This window comes from Sporosarcina sp. E16_3 (assembly GCF_017347125.1).
In the GTDB taxonomy this organism is placed as follows: domain Bacteria; phylum Bacillota; class Bacilli; order Bacillales_A; family Planococcaceae; genus Sporosarcina.
In genome coordinates, this window is the sequence record NZ_JADPRX010000065.1 from 1 (window position 1) to 2,742 (window position 2,742).

The following is a 2,742-nucleotide window of genomic DNA, read 5'->3' on the forward strand; positions in this document are numbered from 1 at the left end:
TTCTAAGCGTGAAGCTGAATGGATCAGGCCAATAACACTTTTCTTTAATAAAAACTTCGATTCACGTTCATTAAGGTTGTACTTATTGGAAATAGTCACGATTATCCCTCCATCTTTACGCTACATTTTTAAACACCTTTATTTTACTGAATGGAAACAGTCTACTTCGAATAAAACTCCCTGAATACATCATTTTCAACAGACCTTATTGTTAGTATACAGTGGACGCGTTAAGAAGCCTTCTGCTGGATCGCATTAAAGGTCCAGGGCTTGAACAGCTGCATCCATATCGTCCTGTGTGATGCCTATATAGCGTAACGTAACACTCTCGGAACTATGGTTAAACATCTTCATCAAGAGCGTAATATTGGTCCCTCTCTTTATCTGATGGTAGCCGAACGTTTTTCGAAGCGAATGCGTACCAATTTTTTCAAGTCCTAATTCTTTCGCTGCATCACTTATAATGGTCCAGGCCTGAACCCGACTAATCGCTTGATTCGTCCCTTTTCGACTCCTGAATAAATAGGCTTCCGGATCCCCCTCGTAATGTTGGCCCGCATACGCCTCAATCGCTTTTTTGACCCCTTTAGAAAGCGCCACCTTGTTTTCCTTCCCTGTTTTCTGTTCAGTCATTACTAAGTGCGAACGCACACTGTTTTTTTGATCCCATACATGCTTGAATTGCACCCGAATTAAATCCGAAATGCGATAGGGTGAATTGATGCCGAGTGTAAATAAGAGATAGTTCCTTTCGCTTTGGGCGAAAAGGATTTTTTTCATGCTGCTAATCTTGTTAAGATCCCGTATCGGTTCAACGAATTTCATATGTTCAGTATCCCATTACGCAAAAGGGATACACCTCCTCACGCATTTTAATGTACAAACCCCAATCTAACTTAAGCTAATTATAACGCGAGTTAAGTTAGATTCAAATGAGGAACGAAAAAAGTGCACGGCTAAAAAAGAGCTTCATCCCTTGCTACACAAGGGATGAAGCTCTTTTTGTGAATCTAACATATTTCTATTGTGTTAGATTGATTTTTTACAAATACCAGATTCATCTTATTGCATGTTAAATTATTGATTCTTTATATTAAAGTATTCGCTATGAATAGTTCGGAAACTCTTTAATAAGTTATTTCTAATAAATCCTTAAGTTCTTTGAGTAATTCAGGATTTTTTTCTTTTGAAATATACTCTAATTTATGTTTATCAGGATATTGAAAGTAAACACTACCATCTTGAAAAAATGTCATGAAATACACTTTGTTATCCAAGTTTTCAGAATCAGACAAGGCAAAAATATAGTTTCCTTTTTGATTTAATTCTTTGTTTTTAAGGTTAATTTCTTTACTCGGTGGTTCTACTAATTCCATTTTATCAACCTTCCGTATTGTCTATATCTATATTTTAGAACGTAAGAAGCCTCTCCGATGAAGATGGCTTTCCCTTTTTTGTCCGCTTAAGACGGTCAGGTAAACAAACCTAAACCGATTAGAATAGTTCTATAGATGATGATGTAAATAATTAAAAAACCCAGTTGTTCTTCACATGTGAAGGTAGCTGGGTTTTTAAAGTTGGATGTGTAAAATAACGCTTAAATACAGCGCAAATTACCGCTTAAGTTACAGGCCAGAGAACTATGATAGAAATATATTGTAAATAGTAGGTCCGAGCTTAAGAAGGAACCACAGAAAAGGAACACCTATTAAAACACCCGTCCCCAATCGCTTCAAACCTGGTGATTTTCCTGACCCATGTAAAAATCCAAGTCCAATAATGAGTAGGGAAACCAACAAAGGCTTCATTAAATAGTCAAATATAGTGTAAACAGGTGCGCCGAATTTCTCTACCCAACTTACCATGACCACTAACCCTTGACCTCCATCATTGGTATTTGGAGATGAATAAACATAATAATCCAAGAGAGGTGCACCGTGTAGAAAGAAAACAAAGCCAATCGGTGAAAAGACACAAAACAGAAAGGCGGCACGTCGTTTAATCGGATTCTTAAAAGAATACAAGAATAGAAACAGCCCGATTAGTGCCATAATCCCAAACAACGGCACCATTACCATTTGAATTACTCGAATAAACGTAAAAAGCAGTTCATTGAGATTGAGTGCATCCAATGGGTTATCCATGTCAAGATCCCCCTTTCGTAATTTTTACTACCTCGGTTTCTTCTACGTTGAATTGATAGACTAGAAGTTCGCTTTCCTGAAGTAATAGGAAGCTAACTTCAAACAATCCATTCAGTTCTGTAGATTCATTGGAACGTTCATAATTCATTTCAATGATGGGTTTATCGTTGCTGAGCATATTATATAAACGTTCGCCCTTTTCATCCATATCAAGGTCATTTGATGACATGAATTCTTCATCAGTGATCATCGTTCCTAGACAGGAGTAAGTCTTATAGGCATACGCCATTTCAAAACATTGTTTCAGTGTAGTCATAATGGTGTCTTGCAAACCCTCGCCTGATATTTCATTCATTTCTTCAAGATATTGAACTTGTTCATCATCATTCATGTTAACCTCACTCTTTGGCTCTGTTAATGTACTTTGGAGGTACCTAAATCCAAAGAAGACAAGCCCAATAAAAATAACCGCAAAAATCATTTTTTTCATGGTATCACTCCTCGTATATTAGTAGTAAGAGCTCTTTCCGATAGAATTTCCAGTTGATCCGGACTGCTGGAGAGTCTGTTGGATTTCCTATAGGAAACGGTTGCCTTT

General features: G+C 37.1%; 4 protein-coding genes. All 4 read right to left on the reverse strand.

The genetic code is table 11. The features are described from left to right. Positions 1-255: 255 nt before the first annotated feature. Positions 256-825, reverse strand: a complete 570-nt coding sequence (locus I2483_RS19000) for a site-specific integrase (protein WP_207278626.1) — start codon at positions 823-825, stop codon at positions 256-258. A gap of 302 nt (positions 826-1,127) precedes the next feature. Next, positions 1,128-1,376, reverse strand: a complete 249-nt coding sequence (locus tag I2483_RS19005; RefSeq protein ID WP_207151647.1) for a hypothetical protein — start codon at positions 1,374-1,376, stop codon at positions 1,128-1,130. Between the two features lie 264 nt (positions 1,377-1,640). Continuing rightward, complete coding sequence (locus I2483_RS19010) at positions 1,641-2,144, reverse strand: hypothetical protein (protein WP_207151648.1); 504 nt, start codon at positions 2,142-2,144, stop codon at positions 1,641-1,643. A gap of 1 nt (position 2,145) precedes the next feature. Then, positions 2,146-2,634 carry a hypothetical protein gene (locus tag I2483_RS19015; protein ID WP_207151649.1) on the reverse strand — a complete coding sequence of 163 codons (489 nt, stop codon included), beginning with the start codon at positions 2,632-2,634 and terminating at the stop codon, positions 2,146-2,148. Between the last annotated feature and the right edge of the window lie 108 nt (positions 2,635-2,742).